We start from the raw sequence: 16389 nt of genomic DNA on the forward strand, positions 1-16389 counted from the left end.
TTGACCTGCGGGGATGCTGAGGCGTGACGCATGTGACGCATTGTTGTATTACTTCCTTGTGTGCGCACGCGTAGGACGAACCTATAAATGCGTCACATGCGTCACGCTGCGTCATCTGACACCTCCACTTTGAGGCCGATTCCGGCCCGGAAACGGCCGATTCGGGTCTTGTCGGTCACCGGATATCCGTGTTTGTCGAGCGCTTGCCCGAACGCCTTTTGGCTGACTGCTTCGGCGCCGTCTTCCGCGCGCCATGCGTCCCAGGCCTTGAAGAGCTGCGAGGTGGTTGCCTTGAGGGCTGGCGTCGAGGTGATGCAGCAGTCGTCGACGAAGCGGCTGATGGCGTCGGAGGCCTTGTGGTACTCGTCGGTGGCCACCACCACGGCCGCGGGCTCAGCGAGATCGCCCCTCGTCCGGTAGTCACGCCATCCGGCAATTGCCCACGCCAGTACCACGTCGGCGTCGATCTGGAGCCGTTCGTCGAGGGTCTTCTCGCGCTCCGCTGGCGGAATCTCGACCGCGAACGGGATGACTCGGAGTCGGCGCCAGATGGCGGGATCATCTCCCGAGACCTTCGGAAGGTGGTTGGTGATCAGTAGCGGCGTGTGCGAGGGCTCGAACTCGATGAAGTCCTGGCGCATCCGTCGGGCGCGGATCGTGTCGCCACCGGTGAGGCGTTTCATGGTGGCCTCGGCCAGCCGACGGTCCTTCTCTGACTCGGAGACGACGATCAGCCGCCGTCCGAGGAGGTCCATCTCTCCGGTCGGGTGGGCGCCCTGGCGATGCATGAACAGGTCGGGTTCTGCGGTGCTCGCGTAGTCGCCCAGCGCCCAGCACAGGGCCTTGTAGAACGTGCCCTTGCCGTTGGCGCCGGTGCCGGTGAGGATCGCCAGGATGTGCTCAGTGACACGGCCGAGTAGCGCAACTCCGGCGACGCGTTGCAGGTAATCGCGGACCTCGGGGTCGGGGAGCACTCGGTCGAGGAAGCCCTGCCACGAGGAGGTCGGATCGACGGTGTCAGCGACCGCAGCTCGAGTCACCTTCGTGATGCGGTCGGCCGGGTTGTGTGGGCGCAGTGTGCCGGTGCGGAGGTCGAATGTGCCTGAGGCGGTGTTCAACAGGTACGGGTCGGCGTCGAGGTCGCGCACGGTCGCGCAGAAGTCGGTCAGCGTGCCGGCGATCGCCAGGACCCCGGTGATGCCGGCGTGTGATTCGCACTTGCGGACATCGGCGGTGAGGTCCTTGTCGTCCCGCGCTTCACGCCACGCCCGCTCGAGGATGTCCAGGACCGCACGGCTGGCGGCCCCGGTGTCGTCGTAGGCCCAGCGTTGTCCGTCCCAGCGATGCCAGCCGATGCCGGTCACGTGGAGCAGGCGACCCTTGTAGGCACCCGCGAGGCGGTAGGCCATGCGGACCTGCCCGCGGTGGATCTCGGTTGTGGGTGCGGCGTTGTCTGGTGGTGCTTGCGGCATCGTTGCGAGCTCCTCGACGTTGTCGGTGTGGGTGTGTCCGTTGAGTTCACGGGCGACCCGCTCGGCGGCCATCTGCGCGACTTTCTGCTCGCCCCAGGTGAGTGCATCTGGGATCTCGTTCGCCAGGACACGGCGCGGCGTCCCCTGTGCGCACAGTTCGTCCATCCGCTTTCGGAGGGTCTCGACGCCGCGGCGATGCTCCTCGGCTGTGAGGCAACCGTGCCGTCGGGCCGCGGCGAGGCGGGTGGCCTGTCCGAGGAGCCACTGATGACGACCGGCGCGGGGAGTGTCTTTCGACCAGCCCGTGATCATCGCGGGGGCGTACCAGCACGTCTTGTCTGCCCACTCATAGGTGCTGGGATCGACTGCCTCACCGATGATCTCGTCTTCGGGGAAGGGGATTCCGTAGGCGTCGAGCACTTCGTCGATCTCGTTGAGCGTGAGCGGACCGCCGGTGCCGCGGGTCGCTATGACAGGTACCGGAGCCTCTTTGTAGTTCGTCGTTCCGGGGATTCGCAGGATGCGCGCGAGATCGAAGACCGCATCGACACCCGCGCCGCGCTTTTCGGCGAAGTTCTCGACCAGACGCCGCCATCGCTTGATCAGCGTTGCCGCTCGGGCGCGGTCCTCAGGACTGGTGAAGACGGCGTCATCGTCCTCGATGAGCCAGAGCGGTTGCACGCCATGACCGGACCAGATGAGGACCGCGGGCTTGGTGCCGATGACCGCGGACAGGTCGTCGATGATCGTGACCGCGTCGGCGAGGGTGGCGCAGGCGCCCTCCTTGACGTCGAAGTCGACCCACAGGCAGGACAGCTTGGTGACGTCGTCAGAGCTGCCGCGACCACCACGTCGGGGTCCGGTCACGGGATTGATGCCGAACCACAGGTCGGCATCAGCGACATTCGACAGGCTGGCGGCGTCGGCGGACTCGGTTACCGAACTGCGAAAGCTGCCGCCGACGGGCAGGTGACAAACCGCGGTGAACCCGTCATGGCCGAGCATGGTCAGTAGCTCATCGAAGTCGACCGTGCCGGGAGCGGACCGCAACCCCGACGGCGCAGCACTGTCGGTGCTCACGCCGTCGGAGAAACGACTGGAGGATACGGTCACTGCGCCACCTGTTCGTAGATGACGCTGTAGCTCATCCCGAACCGGACCTCGCCTGTCCCGTTGGGGATCTCTTCGACGGGGAGGTACTCGGCGCCGACGAGGAAGCCGAGGACCGCTCGGGTGTTCCCGGTCTCGTTGCGCTGCAACAGAATTACCTCTGCGGACAGTCGGCGACCATCGGCGGTGATGGCGTCCGGACCGTAGCGATCATCGCGTCGCTTCACATTGAAGGTCTGCCAAGAAGTCAAGGTGTGTCCCTCCGTTCGAGTCGGGCGGCCAATCGTGCCCATCCGCCGCCTGCCGCAGTCATCCGCTCAGCGGCCCGACTCCCGAGAGTCGGCCTGTAGCCGCGCGATTCGTAGACGGCGATGAGGTAGCCAAGCCGATCGAGGGACGCGACCTGGCCATCGACGTGCGGGCGGCCGTCGATCCAGTCACCTGCGGGTCGGTCGCGGCCGATGCGAAGCGGGTACATGTCGACGACGCTCACGAGGCATCACCTCGCACGAGGGTCAGCACCGGCGCCGCCTGAGGCCGAGCGTCGATGCCCATCATCGTCTCGAGCGTGACGGTGATGGCCGCGAGCTGCTCAGTGGTGAGCACCCTCTCGTCGAAGGCTTCCAGCGCGTTGCAGAGGCGGTCGATCCATTCGGTGCGTGTCATCAGCGCACCTCGATCGTCGCTGTGCTGGCAGCGACGTACGCATCGACGAACTTGGCCGCCGCCTCGGTGATCTTCGCGACGTCGCGCAGGAGCGCCACGCGCCCGACGTCTTCACTGCTGAACCCGACCTTGCCCTCGCCGATGGCGTCGCGGTTGCCGTCAGGTAGGAAGATGGACACCTCCAAGGTGGAGGGCTCAGGGGTGCCATCCAGGTCCGTGGCGTCGAAGCGCTCGACGTTGGCGACCACGCGTCCGCTGACGAGTGTGGCGATCAGCTCGATTCCGCCGTCACCCGCCGGCAGGGCGGCGTGGATCTGCTGGGCGCTATGGACGTGGTCGGGGATCTCGACGTGGACGCCGACGTCAGATGCCGCGCTGGCGATCGTCTGATGCTCGGTCTCGATGGACTGCACGGTGCTTGCAATGCTCACGACGCCACCGCCCCGAAGCTCGCATTGTGCACCAGGTCGGCCTTGCCGCGCTCGACGGCCGCGGCCAACAGGCTTACGAACCGCTCGGCTTGCTCGAGGTCGAGGGCGATGACGTCGTCGAAACCGCGGGTGGTTTCTTCGCCGATCGCGATGTCGATGCGGTAATCGAGCAGCGGGACATCGAACAGGGGTGCGTTGTCTGCGGCCCTGGTTATCGACACCTGTACCGGGCGGGTGTCGTCTTCGTGCTGGCTGTCGACGGCCGCCGAGACGAGGGTGACCATCTCATCGACGTAGCCACGCTTCGCCCTGACGGCGCCGAGGGGCGGGAACTCGAATGTGTCGGTCTGTTGTGTCAGAATGTGTGTCATCGGATCTTTCCTTTGGTGAGGGTGGCGTTCGATCGACCGGCTTCGAGGTGGTGCTCGGGCCGGTCATTCTTTTGTCTATGTCTGCTCGCTCCGCGGTCACGCGGTGAGCTGCCGCTCGTCTTCTTGGGACGGAATGTCCAGAGCTGCAAGGAGACCGGCAACTGGAACGATGTAGCGTCGTCCTGCTCGGAGCACCTTGACGGGGTAGTCCCCGGACCTGGCCAGTTCGTAACCGGTGAATCGATTGAGTCCCAAGATGCTGTTGGCGGTCTCGAGGTCCGTTCGCACTCCGAGAGCCCGAACCTCACTCGGTGACCACACGTGCTGCATGGCGTCCTCCTGATTTGTATGAAGCAATCGAGCCATCATTTGCTCGATGTAGTCCAATCTAGGCTAATGCAGCGTAGTAAGCAAGCACCTGCTATTTTGATCTGTATGGAGCAACAGGATTGGCCGAAGGCGACTACCGCTCGAGTGGGTCGCGGCATACGGGCTCTTCGCGTGAGTGACCGACGGAAGATGTCGGCCCAGGAGCTGTCAGACAGAACGGCTGAGCTCGGCATGAGGGTCTCGCGACCTCGCATCGCTGCCCTCGAAGGCGGCAAGCGCGGCGGGGACATCAGCGTTCCGGAGCTGCTCGTGCTTGCGCGGGCGCTTGGGGTGCCACCCCTGGGGTTGTTGTACCCGGGTATCCCGGGAGAGTTTGTCGAGCCACTACCAGAGTCAGGTGGCGTGCCCTCGATGACCACGTCTATTGCTGCGGCGCTGTGGTTTTCGGGTGAACGGCCTCTCGAGGTTCTTGTGACCGACCCCGATGGCAATCAGGCGCTCACCCACTGGGGTATCGACTATGAAGACTACGAAGAGGGCGGCCGCCCGCTCAGGCTCGGACGTCGCGAACGGCGCGTACTCGATTTCATCGAACGGGCAGAGGCGCAACTCGCAGGAATCCGCCGGGGCGGCGAGCAGGATCAGCTCCTTCGGGAACGACTCGAGGAAGAGATCCGCGGCCTCGAGCAAGAGTTGGAGGAAGTCCGTCGAGACCAGAGAGGAGCCGGCCTTGCGCCAGCACCTCTGGACACCCGCCGGGCGCACATCGAACCTGAGGTTGGGTAGCCATGCGCGGCAGCATCAAGAAGTCGGACAGCTCGTGGTTTTACGTCGTCGACCTCGGGCGTGATCCGGCAACTGGTAAGCGCCGGCAGGAGCGCAAGCGCGGCTTCCGCACCAAGCGCGAGGCCCAGGACGCACTCGACGAACGACTGGCAGAGGTTCGCACGGGCGAAGTCGTCGTCGATCGCCGGCTGACTGTGGCGACCTACCTCGAGCAGTGGCTCGAGGCCAAACGAATGGCCGGGGTCCGGCCGACGACGCTGCACAGCTACCAGCGTCATGTCGACCTGTACTTCGTCCCACACTTCGGCCACGTCCGCCTTCGAGACCTCCGCGGCGCCCACATCGAAGCGATGCTCACTGCCATCGCCAAGCCGCCGGTGAAGCCGGCCAAAGACGCGAAGCTCACCAAGGGGCAGCGCCGCAATCCAAAACAGTTGGGGCCGGCGTCGATTCAGCGCATCCATGCCACCCTGCGATCGGCACTCGGATCAGCAAAGAAGCAACGCCTCATCGCGTTCAATCCGGCTATCGATGTCGAGCTGCCTCGGGTGCCGAAGCCGAAGGTGCATCCGTGGGAGCCTGACGAGCTCGGGAAGTTCCTCGCCCACGCGCAGGCTGATCGCCTTGGGGCGGTGTTCGAGACGATCGCGATGACCGGCCTACGGCGCGGCGAGGCGCTCGGCCTGCGATGGCCCGACGTCAACTTCGAACGCAAGGTGCTCGTCGTGCGCCAGCAACTCGTCGAGGTGGACGGCACCGGCGTTCCCTGCCCTTACTGCGGCGAGGAGCATCGGCAGATCCAGTTCGGCGCACCCAAGACCTCGAGCGGTGAAGCGCGCGTCATCGACCTCGACCCCGACACGCTCGGCACACTCATGGCTCACAGGCTCAATCAGGAGGCCGAGCAGGCGCAGTGGGGGAGTGCCTACAACGACCACCAGCTCGTGTTCGCTCGCGAGGATGGCGCGCCTCTGGTGCCGGGCAAGGTGACCGAGCGGTTCCATCAACTGTGCGAGGGCGCCGGCGTGCGTCGAGTCCGGCTGCACGACCTCCGACACCTTCAGGCCTCGCTACTCCTGGCGTCGGGGGCACCGATGGTGCTCGTCTCGAAGCGCTTGGGCCACTCGTCGTTGTCGATCACGAGCGACATCTACACCCACCTCATCGGCGGCATCGGCGCGGAAGCCGCGGCGGCTGCGGCCGGGCTGGTGCCACGGACCAAGCGCGCGCAGCCGATCGGTGACCAACGTGACCACGAAAGCAGTTCACCGGCAGACGGTGACCAATCGGTGACCACGCCCGTCCCGAGAGACGACGAAAGCGACCCGCTCGAAAGCGAATCGCCTGGTCAAGATGGAGCCGCCCAGGGGAATCGAACCCCTGACCTATTCATTACGAGTGAATTGCTCTACCGACTGAGCTAGGGCGGCGTGCTACGCGAGGCAGCGCAGACGAGTCTAGCGAGGGTCGGGGATCGAACAAAACTCGGGTCGTCGAAGCCAGAGGGCCCAGGTCAACCCGGGAAGTCGGAACCGCAGACGACCGGCACCCGACGCTGCGGATCGAGTGCGTTGCGGACGAGCGCAGCGACGGTCGGGGAGTAGGCCATCCCGACGTGACCGATCTTCGACGCCGGGCACACGTCCTGGATCACCGTGTTGGTGATGTTGGGGCCGGGCGGCATCAAGGTCACGGTGTACGGCGTCGAGATCTCGTCGAATCGCGTCGCGAGGTTCACGTATCGGATCGAGCGATGCGTCGGACCCCAGTAGCTCTGACCGGGGGCACGGGCCGGTAGGCGGTCGGTGATCGACCCGACGCGGGAGTATCCCCGGTTCGACGCGGACAGCCCGACGATCGTGCCCACCTGTTCGGCGCGTCCGGGCAATTGGGTGACGAGCTGTGCGATCGCGCCGCCCTGGCTGTGGCCGACGACATCGACCTTCTGGGCACCGGTGGCAGCCAGAACCCGTCCGACGAAAGCCGGGACCACACGGGCGGACTGCTCCTTGTTGCCCAGGCCGCCGGTGTTGCCGCTCCAGCTCGTCTGGCCGTAGGTCAGGCTGAACACGCAGTACCCCGCGTTGGCCAGGGTCGGCGCGAGATACGCCCAGTTGGCGCTCTGGTTCATGGCGGTCGCGTGCAATAGCACGACCGGATTGCGTCCGTCCCGGTCGCGGCAGCCGAAGCGGTTGGCGCCGGCGGGCGACTCCGATGCCGGACTCAGGTAGCGAGTGGCGATGGCGGTCGGCGCATCCGTGATCACCGGGAACGGCGCGGCGTTCGCGCTTCCGGCCACGAGGCACAAACCTGCGGCGGCTAGCGCGAGCACAGCCGCCGTGACTCCGGATCGGATGCTGTTCATGGTCGGATTGTCGCCGACGACGCGGCGACGCGACCCGCGATTGCCGGAACGCCGGGCGGTCTAGGCGAGTACCTCGGCCAGTTGCGTCAGGCGAACACTGTTTCCCGACGGGTCGCGGAAACCCGCGTCGATGCCGTACGGCCGTTCTTCGGGTGTCTCGGTGAACTCGGCGCTGGCGATGCGAATCATGTTGTCTTCCTTCGCTTGAGGGATGTTGCGGTGTGAGATCAACGTAAGTCGCTGCGGCCGTCGGGGTCTTCTCCCCGTGTGCTGTCCTCACGTCGCCCGTCGCGTGTTGCTTCACTTCCCGGGGATTGCGCGGTCCGGCTCGTCGGAGCCGGGCGCGAGTAGACGCGCAGAACGCATGCCGGTATCCGTGCGTACATGGAGGCGGGTGGGAACGAATCCCGATATGCGGTCGGCGTCTTGCCGAATGCGCGAGTGAAGCTCGTGGTGAACGAACCGACACTGGAAAGACCCACCGCCATGCAGATGTCGGCGACGGTACGGTCTGTCGTTCGCAGCATCGCCGCTGCCCGCTCCAGTCGTCGAGTCTGCAGATACGCGTGTGGCGACTGTCCGTATGCGGCCGCGAAGGCCCGCGAGAAGTGGGCGCGGGACAGTTTCGCCGCGGCGGCCATGTCGTCGACCGTCAGCGGCTCGGCGAAGCGCACGTCCGCGAGATCCTTGGCGCGCAGCAGGTGACGGGCCGGGTGTGCGCTGGGCATGAATTCGATGATGCCCACGTCGACACGTCACCGTCGGATGTTCGGTGACCTCAGTCGCGGTCGCGTCGCCGGAACTCGACGCCGCGCGGCGACAGTTCGTACCCGACGACGAGGCTGTCGGTCAGCCCGAGCTTCTTGAGCTTGGTGATGTCCTGCTTCAATCCTGCTCGGTCCCTGCCGAGTTCGGCCGCCAGATCGGTCGACACCACGCCCGGGCGGCGCGCGATGAGGTCGAGGGTTTCTCGGGTCCACGGCCCGATCTTGGACCGGGAGTCCATCCGGTCGAGACGGGTTCGGATCTCCTCCACGTCCGGGTCCGACAGATCGTCGTCGGCGCGCAGGGCAATGCGCGGGTCCTCGCCGATGCACTGCAGTCCGATGCGGTAGGTCGGATTGTGGACGTTGACGCAGAGGGCGGCCCGGACGGCGTCGGGATCGTCGTATCCTGCGCGCCGCGCCTCGTCGCGCGTGATCCGTTCGGGGTCGACGCGTTCCAGAGACGTCACCTCGATGACGTGAGTCAGCGCGATGAAGCTCGAACCCGGATGTATGCGCGGATGGCCCCATCGCCGGAAGGCGAGGTCGACGGTCCCGTCCGCGACCCCGCGGGCGACTGCGGCCGTGAGAAGCACACTCGCGACCCTAGTCAGCGCGACATCTGTGTGCATGAATTCGCAGCGCAGGATCGCCTGTCACCCCTGTGGATGACAGCTGAGAAGGTCCTGAGAGCTGTTGTAGGGTGTCCCGAGGTCAGCGACGGCATATGCCGACGTCATCGGGGGACCCCCTGCGTCGTGCCGTCGTTGAGCGCAACTTCACGACGACATGATCACCGGCCGGGGGGAGGGATCTTTGGTGCCGCCGCGCGCTTCCGCACTGTGGTTCCCCGACGTCCCGCCGTCGCCCGCTTCCGACGCGACGCCAGCCGCCGATCTGGCCGCTCACCTGGCCCGATACCGCTCCGTCGGTCCAGCTCAGGTGGCCTCGCAGCCATCCGCGGTGGCGGTTCTCGAGCGTCCAGTTCCACAGCTCGAGGAGCCGATTCGGCCGGCGGTCGCCGCACCGCAGATCGTCGCGCCGCGCCCGGCGTCGGAGCTTGACGCGTTCCTGGCGGAGGCGGAAAAGTCGGTCCGTGCGAAGCGGAAGAGCGGATCGGCCGCACGCGGTGAGAAGCCCGCACGTCTCGGTTCACCACTGCGAATCGCAGGTGCGGCAGCAGCGATTCTTGTGATTGTCGCCACAGCCTTGGGTGTGGTCCTGACGCGCGGCGGCGAGCCCGAATCGACGACGGCATCGACGTCCACCGCTGACGCCTCCGATTCGCTGTTGCCATCCACGTCCGCTGTGGCGAGCAAGCCCGCCTGTACGCAGCGCCCGGTGGGGTCGGGGACGACGGTGTCCGACGGCGACGATGCCGGTGATCAAGAGTCCGGCGCCGGTGCGATCCGCGCCTTCAACCACGCCTATTACATTCTGCGCTCGGCGAGGGCGGCACGGGCGGTCGCGGCGCCGGGCGCCGTGGCCTCTGAGTACGTGATGCAGCAGTACATCAATCAGCGTCCACTCGGTACCCGGCACTGTCTGACGGTCGCCGAGCGCGGCCCGAAGGAGTACTCGGTGGTGCTCACCGAACTGCAGCCCGACGCGGCGCCCATCACCTACCGCCAGGTCATCCGCACGACGACCATCGGCGGCAAGTCCTACATCCAGTCCATTCGATCAGTTGAGTGAGATCTCGCCCGCCGTGGGCGCACCAGAGAGGTAGTCGAGTAATGAGTCATAGTCGGGGTCGGCATCGGAAGCGTCGGGTGCCGAGTGGTCCATTGCTGTCGGTGACGTCGGCGGTGGTCGCGGTGTCGATCACTGCGGGCGCGGGAGCGGCGTTTGCGGTGCCGGAGCAGGGGGGCACGAGTCCGGGTGACACGGCGCCGGGGCAGGGTGGCACGAGTCCGAGCGATGTGTCGCCGGATGGTGGTGCCGGTGCTGAGGCCACGGTCGAGCCGGTCGTGGTTCCGGGGCCGGGCAGTATTCCGGGGCCGCCGGTGGAGGCGCCGTATCAGGCGTACACCGCGCCTGGGTCGTATTCGTATGACGAGCCCTACACGCCGTTGATCAATAATCAGGTGGCTCCGCGGGTTGCTCCGCCGGTTCGGCCGATCGCGCCGCCGCCGGAGAAGATCCGTGTGGGCAACTTTGTCACCGACATTCCGGAGGGGATGTCGAAGCGTGATGTGAACTCGATCAATGCGTGGTCGGCGTACGGTGAGGCGAAGATCGCGCAGGGTTTGATCTCTGCTGGTGTTCCTGAGGATGAGGCGACGCGTCGTGCTGCCGCCACGATCATCGGTGTCATGGCCGGTGGTACGGCTGGTGCTGTCGCGCTTGGTATTCCGTCGGCGGTTGTGGGCGCGGGAGTTGGTGCGGGAGTCGGGGCGTTGATCGGCTCCGCGTTCCCGCCGCAGCCGTTTCAGACGGGTGTAGGTGCACTAATCGGTGCCGGGGTTGGAGGTGCCGGGGCTGGCGCTGCAGGCGCAATAGTCGGTTTCGCCATCGGTGGGACTGCTGGCGGAGCCCTCGCGTATGCGCTTGGCGCGGGTGACCCCGGCGCGAACCCGGATGAGCCATGGAATCAGAACGGTCCACGGCACGCGCTCCCGCAGCCTGATGGGCCGAATCAGTTTGAATTCCACCTGACAGCAGATCGCGCGCGCAGCGCGGGGTTGCCAGCCGTCGACTATGTCGTCAACCATCGTGGCGACGTTGACGCAAGAATAGGGGCTTCGACCTTCAAATGGTCGGGAGCGCAAGCTCGGTCACCCTATGTAGTGTTCGGCCCGCAGACTGAGAAGTCGGTACGCGACTGGACTCGCGCACAGTCCGACAGCCTGAAGAACGCGGTCCCTGGAAGTGACGTCTTGTGGCCGGCTGAGGTTGGCAACTCTTCAGCCGAACATCACTGAGAACAAGGGCCTTTGAATATGAAACGTCTGTTGTGTGTAGTGATCGGCCTTGTCGTCGTGTCCGCGGGTGTTGTCGTCGGAGTTGGGAAAAGCGATGCTGCACCACAGTTGCCACGCATAGGTATTACCGGCGACACCATGGGAACCTTTGGCGATCATTCCTACTGCAGAGGAGTCCTGCACGTGGGCTTGACTGCCGCCCCATCCAAGCCCGGGGTCGTCCGGGTCACCCTCACGTCTTCTGGCTTCACAGGAAACGGTCCGAGTTGGAAGCGGAAGCCGGTGTGCAAGCTTCTGATCGGCACAGTGCATACGAGCATCGAGGCGTATGCCAAATGGAACTTCTTTAACGCCGATTTTGGACCGCGCCGCGGACAGAAGGTGGTCCACGACATCAGGACCGGGTCCGGTCTTGTTCAGTTCCAGGCCGTCTCGTATGCGCGCAACAACCCCGTTCGCGTCATGCAGTCCTACGGAGTGTCGCACTACATGTTGGTCCCGTAGCTTACGAAGTGAGTTGAGTTTCTGATGTCAAGACGTATTGCAGTTGCACTGACGGTGGCTGTAGCAGCGCTGACCGGGGTGATCGCTGGTCCAGGAGATGTCAACGCGGCGCCCGAACTGCAGAGAATCTCGGTCAGCGGCAACCAGTTTGCTACGGTGGGCAACCATTCATTCTGCAACGGTGTACTACACGTCAGTCTCACCGCAGCGCCCAGGGAGCCGGGAGTTGTCCGCGTCTCGCTCACGTCTCGCGGATTTACCGGCCAGGGGCCGAGTTGGAAGCGGAATCCGGTGTGCAAGCTGTTGGTCGGCACGGTGCACACCAGTGCGATTGGGTACGCGCAATGGAACTTCTTCAATGCCAATTTTGGTCCGAGGCGTGGGCAGAAGGTGGTTCACGAGGTCAGGACTGGGTCGGGAGTGGTCGAGTTTCTGGTGTCGACGTATGCCCGTAACAACCCGATTCGTCTGAGGCAGTCGGTGGGCGTGTCGTACTACATGCTGGTTCCTTGACGAACCCAGCGAAAACTGACGATCTAGTACGCCGCACCGCGCCGACAAGATATTCGGTGCGTGCTCACAGATGGGTGGCGCACCGACGCGGGGCCACTTCCAATTTTTGATCCGAATCGAATAGTGAGGGACGAATGAATAAACTCATGGTCTTTATGGTCGTGCTTGTCTTGGCAAGTATCGCTACGGTTGCTGGCGGTGGTCACTCAACCGCAGCCCCTATTCCCCAGCTATCAACGACCGGGAACAATTTCGGCACCTTTGGTGACCACTCCTTCTGCCGCGGAGCTGTCAACATCGGTCTCGATGCGCCGGCAGGGAAGCCCGGCGTGGTTCGAGTAACTGCACGGTCGCACGGGTTCACAGGCGACGGCCCGGGATGGAGGAAGAATCCGAGGTGTCGAGTCCTCTTCGCGACAACGTACACAAGCGGTCGAGGACTCAACATTCAGAAGTGGGTAAGAGCTGGCTTCGGGCCGCGACGCGGTGAGAGCAAGACTTGGGACGTTCATACGGGTTCGGGTGTGGTCGTATTCGGCGTAACTGCCTACTCGGCTAACAGCCCGATCGCCTCACCCCAGTCATACGGGGCGGGTTTCTACCTGTTGGTCCCGTAACTGAGCGCCCGCAGAAGGTAAAGAGGGATCAAATGAAGCGATTACTCGCGACTATTTTTGTCGGACTTATCGTTGGCGCCTTGTGCATGGCGGGCGTCGGTCAGGCGTCCGCGGCTCCGATTCCCCAAGTTTCGACTACCGGCTACAACTTCGGGATATTCGGCGACCACTCCTACTGCCGGGGTGCGGTCAACGCGACTGTGGATGCGCCGAAGGGTAAGCGGGGTGTAGTCAGGGTCACGGTGCGGTCGCACGGGTTCACCGGGGCTGGGGCGAGTTGGAAACGTAATCCGAATTGCCGAGTGCTGTTTGGGAACTACTACACCAGCGTGCGGGGTTACAACCTGGAAAAATGGGTTACCGCAACGCTCGGCCCGCGTCCGGGCGAGAAGAAGGTTTGGGAGATCAACACCGGCTCAGGTCCAGTCAGCCTTGGGTTCGGTGGGTTTTCGCCCAATAGTCCTGTTCGAGTCCCTTCCGGCTACGGTTCGACCATCTACATGCTCGTTCCCTGAATCCACATGACCAACCCGACCACACCACGCGACGGCGACCCGCAGGCCTGGGCCGAGCGGGCCGTCGTCGTGTGCGGGACAGCGGGAGGCGTTGGCACGTCGGTTGTTTCGGCGCTGCTCGCGGAGCATCGGGCGTCGTCGACGCTCGGGCTGCTCTCGTGGTGGGTGGACGCGTCGGGCAACGACTGCGACATCGAGCTGCGGCTCCGCGGGTCGGGTAACCCCGAACTGTTGCGCACGGCGTCGGGCACGGGTCTGTGGCTTCCGCCCGAGGAGGCGACGGTCACCGACGCCGTCGTCGAGACGTGGCGGCAGGGCGCGGTTCCCGTCGTCGACGCCGGTGCGCATCCGCTCACGTTGCTGCCCGAACTCGCCGAAGACGACCTCCCGAACCTCACCCCGGTGCTCGTCATCGCCGCGAGACCCGACTTACTCAACCGCGCCCGGGTCGTCTTCACCGAATGGGACCGGGCCGGGGTGCTGGAGAAGACGATCGTCGTCATCTCCTCCCAACTACCGGCCACCCATCAGGACGGACTCGCCGACATGCTGGTCAACGTGGTGTCCGGTGCGGTCGGCGGAGTGATCGGACTCGACTACGACCCCGTCATCGGCGCCGGCACCCCCCTGGACCAGGAGGCGCGCCGCGGGTTCCTCCCGGCGACGCACCAGGCGATCGCGACCTTGGCCGCGGCGACCACCAACAGGCACTGAGGCGCGCCCCCTTTCGCAATCCACCGGAACGGGGCAGCATGGGGCGACATGACCGGGTCCACTCGCTCACCGCTCACCACCGCCGAGGCCGCCGAGATGGTCGCCGATCCCTGGCGTGTCATCGCCGACAGACTCGCCGCCGCCTACAACACCGGATCGATGGTGCGGGGCGGCGAGTTCGTCGCCAAGATCATCGACGCCGCCGAAGAGGCGAACCACCACCCCGACATCGATCTGCGTTACGGCACGGTGCATCTCGTGCTCACCACGCACAGCGCGCACCAGCTCACGGAAGCCGATGTCGCGCTGGCGAACCGGATCACGGGCATCGCCGCCGACCTCGGCCTCGAGCCGGTGTCCGCGCCCGTCACCCAGTTCAACCTCGCCATCGACGCCCTCGACATCCCGGCCATCAGGCCCTTCTGGAAAGCCGTCCTGGGCTACGGCGACGCGGCCGATCGCGAACCTGTCGACCTCGTCGATCCGGCTGGGCGCCTACCCAGCGTTTGGTTCCAGCAGATGGACGAACCTCGTCCCCAGCGGAGCAGGATGCACGTCGACCTGTGGATCCCGACCGACGAACTACACGAGCGGCTGCAGTCGGCCATCACCGCCGGCGGCCAACTCCTCACCGACGAGTACGCCCCGGCCTTCTGGGTCCTCGCCGACGCCGAGGGCAACGAGGTGTGCCTGTGCACCTGGCAGGACCAGAACTACTGATCAATCGGGGTGGTGAGTGACGCCGCCGAACTGCTGAAAACCACCCTCCACAGGCGGACCGACGACAAATTGCCGTCGGCGCCCTCCTGGAGGGTGGTTTTCAGTCGAGATCGAAGCCCTACGGCTAGGAGCAATGCCCCTCGGCGCGGGCGACGTCGGCGACGGCGGCCGCGACCGCCGGGGCGACCCGGTCGTCGAGCGGGCTGGGCACGATGCGGTCGGCGCGCAGGTCGTCGGCGACGACCGAGAAGATGGCTTCGGCCGCAGCGATTTTCATGCCCTCGCTGATGCGTCGTGCACCGGCGTCGAGCGCACCCTTGAAGACGCCGGGGAAGGCGAGCACGTTGTTGATCTGGTTCGGGAAGTCGCTGCGCCCGGTCGCGACGATCGCCGCGTACTTGGCGGCGGCCTCCGGATGGATCTCCGGGTCGGGGTTCGACAGGGCGAAGACGATCGAATCGTCGTTCATCGACGCGATGAGCTCTTCGGGGATCAGACCTGCCGACACACCGATGAAGACGTCGGCGCCGGCGAGCGCCTCGACCGCGCCACCGGTCAGCCCGCGCGGTTGGTGCGTGACGCCAGTTCGCTCTTCGACTCGTTCAGGCCGTCACGTCCCGCAGACACGATGCCCTTGGAATCCAACACGACGACATCGGAGATGCCCACTGCCAGAAGGATGTTCGCGCACGCGACACCCGCGGCACCGGCGCCGGAGATCACGACCTTCAGGCCGGCGAGATCGCGGCCGAGGTGGGTCGTCGCGCCCTTGAGGGCGGCGAGGACGACGATCGCGGTGCCGTGCTGGTCGTCGTGCATGACCGGGCAGTCGAGGGCCTCGATGACGCGGCGCTCGATCTCGAAGCAGCGCGGCGCGGAGATGTCCTCGAGGTTCACGGCGCCGAAGCTCGGGCGGAGTCGGATGAGGGTCTCGACGATCTCGTCGGGATCCTGGGTGTCGAGAACGATGGGGATCGAGTTGAGTCCGGCGAAGCTGCGGAACAGTGCGGACTTGCCCTCCATGACCGGCAGCGAGGCGCGGGGGCCGATGTCGCCGAGTCCGAGGACCGCCGAGCCGTCGCTCACCACTGCGACCAGGCGATCGGTCCAGGTGTACTTGTTCACCAGGGTCGCATCGGTGTCGATCGCACGCGACACCTGGGCCACACCCGGGGTGTAGGCGATCGACAGGTCGCGCTGGGTGTCGATGGGTGCGCGCAGCTCCACCGAGAGCTTGCCGCCGACGTGGGCCAAGAAGATCTCTTCGTCGGTGATGGGGTGGTCGGCGATCGTGGGTTCGGTGTAGGGGGTCTCACCCATACGTGTGTCCTCCGTGCTCGTCACGGGTCCTCCTGAAAAGCCGCGAAAATGCGGGTTGCATCGTCTCGCCGGCCACGCTGCCCGCGAGCTAGAAGTGATCCGCATCGACGCGAGCAGGTGAGCTCAGCGGACGCGGGCCGGGCTCGTGTGAGCGGGGTGACGCTCGTTACGGCCGGATTAAGTGTCTCACCGTCTGGGATCGTTCCGGAAGGTGGGTCGGCCCAGGTGAAGTGTCCAATGATCATTGATAAGGTACAACTTGTGTCT

The 16389-nt window shown here is 65.4% G+C and carries 16 protein-coding genes, 1 tRNA gene and 3 pseudogenes; 9 read left to right on the forward strand and 11 right to left on the reverse strand.

Translation table 11 applies throughout. The features are described from left to right. Positions 1-101: 101 nt before the first annotated feature. The 5 genes from QAD21_RS02660 to QAD21_RS02680 all read right to left on the reverse strand — a co-directional run bounded on the left by QAD21_RS02660 (position 102) and on the right by QAD21_RS02680 (position 4050). A complete protein-coding gene (locus QAD21_RS02660; protein ID WP_280361567.1) occupies positions 102-1472 on the reverse strand; it encodes a phage/plasmid primase, P4 family in 1371 nt (456 codons plus the stop codon). Positions 1473-2581: 1109 nt separating this feature from the next. Further along, entirely contained in the window at positions 2582-2833 is a 252-nt protein-coding gene (locus tag QAD21_RS02665; protein ID WP_280360492.1) for a hypothetical protein, read from the reverse strand. Positions 2834-3071: 238 nt separating this feature from the next. After that, entirely contained in the window at positions 3072-3248 is a 177-nt protein-coding gene (locus QAD21_RS02670; protein ID WP_280360493.1) for a hypothetical protein, read from the reverse strand. After that, a complete protein-coding gene (locus QAD21_RS02675; protein WP_280360494.1) occupies positions 3248-3679 on the reverse strand; it encodes a hypothetical protein in 432 nt (143 codons plus the stop codon). Before QAD21_RS02675 ends, QAD21_RS02670 begins: the two co-directional genes overlap by 1 nt. Further along, on the reverse strand, positions 3676-4050 hold the full coding sequence (locus tag QAD21_RS02680; RefSeq protein ID WP_280360495.1) for a hypothetical protein: 375 nt from the start codon (positions 4048-4050) through the stop codon (positions 3676-3678). Before QAD21_RS02680 ends, QAD21_RS02675 begins: the two co-directional genes overlap by 4 nt. 519 nt (positions 4051-4569) lie before the next feature. On the opposite strand from QAD21_RS02680, the gene QAD21_RS02685 reads away from it, so the two are divergent. Continuing rightward, positions 4570-5166, forward strand: coding sequence for a helix-turn-helix transcriptional regulator (locus QAD21_RS02685; RefSeq protein ID WP_280360496.1), 597 nt, complete (start codon positions 4570-4572; stop codon positions 5164-5166). Between the two features lie 2 nt (positions 5167-5168). After that, a pseudogene (locus QAD21_RS02690) lies at positions 5169-6269 on the forward strand (tyrosine-type recombinase/integrase); the annotation flags it as partial. A 251-nt stretch (positions 6270-6520) separates the two neighbouring features. Here QAD21_RS02690 and QAD21_RS02695 read toward each other — a convergent pair. The 5 genes and pseudogenes from QAD21_RS02695 to QAD21_RS02715 form a co-directional block, all read right to left on the reverse strand. Continuing rightward, positions 6521-6596: transfer RNA gene (locus QAD21_RS02695), tRNA-Thr, on the reverse strand. An 83-nt stretch (positions 6597-6679) separates the two neighbouring features. After that, positions 6680-7531, reverse strand: a complete 852-nt coding sequence (locus QAD21_RS02700; protein WP_065630522.1) for an alpha/beta fold hydrolase — start codon at positions 7529-7531, stop codon at positions 6680-6682. 60 nt (positions 7532-7591) lie between these two features. After that, a pseudogene (locus QAD21_RS02705) lies at positions 7592-7699 on the reverse strand (VOC family protein); the annotation flags it as partial. 59 nt (positions 7700-7758) lie between these two features. Next, the gene (locus QAD21_RS02710; RefSeq protein WP_083229310.1) at positions 7759-8259 is read right to left on the reverse strand and encodes a helix-turn-helix transcriptional regulator; all 501 of its coding nucleotides are present in this window, start codon (positions 8257-8259) and stop codon (positions 7759-7761) included. A gap of 50 nt (positions 8260-8309) precedes the next feature. Beyond that, a complete protein-coding gene (locus QAD21_RS02715; RefSeq protein ID WP_068970195.1) occupies positions 8310-8891 on the reverse strand; it encodes a hypothetical protein in 582 nt (193 codons plus the stop codon). 223 nt (positions 8892-9114) lie between these two features. Here QAD21_RS02715 and QAD21_RS02720 point away from each other — a divergent pair, with 223 nt between their 5' ends. The 7 genes from QAD21_RS02720 to QAD21_RS02755 all read left to right on the forward strand — a co-directional run bounded on the left by QAD21_RS02720 (position 9115) and on the right by QAD21_RS02755 (position 14802). Then, positions 9115-9990 carry a hypothetical protein gene (locus QAD21_RS02720; RefSeq protein WP_223258840.1) on the forward strand — a complete coding sequence of 292 codons (876 nt, stop codon included), beginning with the start codon at positions 9115-9117 and terminating at the stop codon, positions 9988-9990. A gap of 41 nt (positions 9991-10031) precedes the next feature. Beyond that, positions 10032-11219 (forward strand): hypothetical protein, encoded by a 1188-nt coding sequence (locus tag QAD21_RS02725; RefSeq protein ID WP_277244086.1) that lies wholly within the window; start codon positions 10032-10034, stop codon positions 11217-11219. 18 nt (positions 11220-11237) lie between these two features. After that, positions 11238-11723, forward strand: a complete 486-nt coding sequence (locus QAD21_RS02730) for a hypothetical protein (RefSeq protein ID WP_065630519.1) — start codon at positions 11238-11240, stop codon at positions 11721-11723. A 24-nt stretch (positions 11724-11747) separates the two neighbouring features. Next, positions 11748-12236, forward strand: a complete 489-nt coding sequence (locus QAD21_RS02735) for a hypothetical protein (RefSeq protein WP_065630518.1) — start codon at positions 11748-11750, stop codon at positions 12234-12236. A gap of 649 nt (positions 12237-12885) precedes the next feature. Then, positions 12886-13368 carry an enoyl-CoA hydratase gene (locus QAD21_RS02745; RefSeq protein WP_083229308.1) on the forward strand — a complete coding sequence of 161 codons (483 nt, stop codon included), beginning with the start codon at positions 12886-12888 and terminating at the stop codon, positions 13366-13368. A 6-nt stretch (positions 13369-13374) separates the two neighbouring features. Beyond that, positions 13375-14082 (forward strand): hypothetical protein, encoded by a 708-nt coding sequence (locus tag QAD21_RS02750; RefSeq protein WP_277244085.1) that lies wholly within the window; start codon positions 13375-13377, stop codon positions 14080-14082. 48 nt (positions 14083-14130) lie between these two features. Then, entirely contained in the window at positions 14131-14802 is a 672-nt protein-coding gene (locus tag QAD21_RS02755) for a VOC family protein (RefSeq protein ID WP_058251398.1), read from the forward strand. A 124-nt stretch (positions 14803-14926) separates the two neighbouring features. On the opposite strand, the pseudogene QAD21_RS02760 reads toward QAD21_RS02755, so the two are convergent. Next, a pseudogene (locus QAD21_RS02760) lies at positions 14927-16122 on the reverse strand (NADP-dependent malic enzyme). Positions 16123-16389 lie beyond the last annotated feature (267 nt).

The organism is Gordonia sp. SMJS1 (assembly GCF_029866425.1).
In the GTDB taxonomy this organism is placed as follows: domain Bacteria; phylum Actinomycetota; class Actinomycetes; order Mycobacteriales; family Mycobacteriaceae; genus Gordonia; species Gordonia hongkongensis.

Coding starts and splice junctions, on each gene's coding strand:
- QAD21_RS02660 (WP_280361567.1), bottom strand. CDS start 1,472: ATGCCGCAAGCACCACCAGACAACGCCGCACCCACAACCGAGATCCAC.
- QAD21_RS02670 (WP_280360493.1), bottom strand. CDS start 3,248: ATGACACGCACCGAATGGATCGACCGCCTCTGCAACGCGCTGGAAGCC.
- QAD21_RS02680 (WP_280360495.1), bottom strand. CDS start 4,050: ATGACACACATTCTGACACAACAGACCGACACATTCGAGTTCCCGCCC.
- QAD21_RS02685 (WP_280360496.1), top strand. CDS start 4,570: ATGTCGGCCCAGGAGCTGTCAGACAGAACGGCTGAGCTCGGCATGAGG.
- QAD21_RS02700 (WP_065630522.1), bottom strand. CDS start 7,531: ATGAACAGCATCCGATCCGGAGTCACGGCGGCTGTGCTCGCGCTAGCC.
- QAD21_RS02710 (WP_083229310.1), bottom strand. CDS start 8,259: ATGCCCAGCGCACACCCGGCCCGTCACCTGCTGCGCGCCAAGGATCTC.
- QAD21_RS02725 (WP_277244086.1), top strand. CDS start 10,032: ATGAGTCATAGTCGGGGTCGGCATCGGAAGCGTCGGGTGCCGAGTGGT.
- QAD21_RS02730 (WP_065630519.1), top strand. CDS start 11,238: ATGAAACGTCTGTTGTGTGTAGTGATCGGCCTTGTCGTCGTGTCCGCG.
- QAD21_RS02735 (WP_065630518.1), top strand. CDS start 11,748: ATGTCAAGACGTATTGCAGTTGCACTGACGGTGGCTGTAGCAGCGCTG.
- QAD21_RS02745 (WP_083229308.1), top strand. CDS start 12,886: ATGAAGCGATTACTCGCGACTATTTTTGTCGGACTTATCGTTGGCGCC.
- QAD21_RS02750 (WP_277244085.1), top strand. CDS start 13,375: ATGACCAACCCGACCACACCACGCGACGGCGACCCGCAGGCCTGGGCC.
- QAD21_RS02755 (WP_058251398.1), top strand. CDS start 14,131: ATGACCGGGTCCACTCGCTCACCGCTCACCACCGCCGAGGCCGCCGAG.